The following is a 1,380-nucleotide window of genomic DNA, read 5'->3' on the forward strand; positions in this document are numbered from 1 at the left end:
TTGTAGGTGGGCCAGTTGGTGATTTTGAACTTTTGCTTTGCCACGGAACGGTCTGCGTTGTCGGGAAGATGCGTGATCTGATCCTTCAACTCAGCAAAAGTTCGATTTATTCAACAAAGCCTCGGCCTGAGGGAAATTTGGAGATTCATGGCGAGAAAATTTTTATTAATACCGGTGCACAAGCCGTGGTTCCGCCAATTCCTGGAATTACCACCACGCCTGGTGTATATGACAGCACCGGATTACTTAATCTAAAAGAATTGCCTGGGCATTTAGGTATTTTGGGCGGCGGATATATTGGCGTTGAGTTCGCCTCTATGTTCGCTAATTTTGGCAGCAAAGTAACCATTTTAGAGGCAGCTTCGCTGTTTTTGCCTCGGGAAGATCGGGATATTGCTGATAATATCGCGACGATTTTACGCGATCAGGGCGTCGATATTATCCTCAATGCCCATGTGGAGCGAATCAGTCACCATGAAAATCAAGTGCAAGTGCATAGCGAGCACGCCCAACTGGCGGTGGATGCACTGTTAATAGCTTCCGGTCGTCAACCGGCTACCGCTTCGTTACATCCAGAAAATGCCGGTATCGCAGTAAACGAGCGCGGGGCAATTGTCGTTGACAAGCGATTACATACCACCGCAGACAATATTTGGGCGATGGGAGATGTTACCGGCGGGCTGCAATTTACTTACATATCACTGGATGATTACCGCATTGTACGTGATGAGTTACTGGGTGAAGGCAAACGTAGTACTGATGATCGGAAAAATGTGCCTTATTCCGTATTTATGACACCGCCCCTGTCCAGGGTTGGTATGACAGAAGAACAAGCCAGAGAGAGTGGTGCTGATATTCAGGTGGTGACATTGCCTGTAGCTGCAATTCCGCGCGCCAGAGTGATGAACGATACCCGTGGGGTATTAAAAGCGATTGTTGATAATAAAACCCAACGTATATTAGGAGCATCACTGCTGTGTATTGACTCCCACGAGATGATCAATATAGTGAAAATGGTGATGGATGCCGGGCTGCCTTATAGCATATTACGCGATCAGATATTTACTCATCCGTCGATGAGCGAATCACTCAATGATCTATTTTCATTAGTCAAATAAACTCAAAATCAGACGCCAGAACAAATATTCTGGCGTCTCAGAGAAAAGAATCTTATTAATTCTCTGTTACTCTATAACTTCTTAATCACTTCATTGATGGTATTTTATATGTTTAAAAAATCGGTGATGCTGCCAACTTAATGATTTAGTGTATGATGGTGTTTTTGAGGTGCTCCAGTGGCTTCTGTTTCTATCAGCTGTCCCTCCTGTTCAGCTACTGACGGGGTGGTGCGTAACGGCAAAAGCACCGCCGGACATCAGC

The 1,380-nt window shown here is 45.4% G+C and carries 2 protein-coding genes and 1 pseudogene; 2 read left to right on the forward strand and 1 reads right to left on the reverse strand.

What is annotated here, in order from left to right; genetic code table 11:
- On the reverse strand, positions 1–89 hold an 89-nt coding region (locus tag ACMWKK_RS26165), incomplete at its 3' end, for a hypothetical protein (protein ID WP_225526352.1).
- A gap of 33 nt (positions 90–122) precedes the next feature.
- Between ACMWKK_RS26165 and ACMWKK_RS26170 the strand changes: the two are divergent.
- Together ACMWKK_RS26170 and ACMWKK_RS26175 are read left to right on the forward strand one after the other, a co-directional pair.
- Positions 123–1,118 (forward strand): annotated as a pseudogene (locus ACMWKK_RS26170) (FAD-dependent oxidoreductase); the annotation flags it as partial.
- 177 nt (positions 1,119–1,295) lie between these two features.
- Positions 1,296–1,380: IS1 family transposase (locus tag ACMWKK_RS26175; RefSeq protein WP_001774864.1), on the forward strand; the 85-nt coding region annotated here is incomplete at its 3' end.

The sequence above is a fragment of the Enterobacter sp. 01-M-03-SI-ECC genome (assembly GCF_047530215.1).
Taxonomy (GTDB): Bacteria; Pseudomonadota; Gammaproteobacteria; order Enterobacterales; family Enterobacteriaceae; genus Enterobacter; species Enterobacter chengduensis.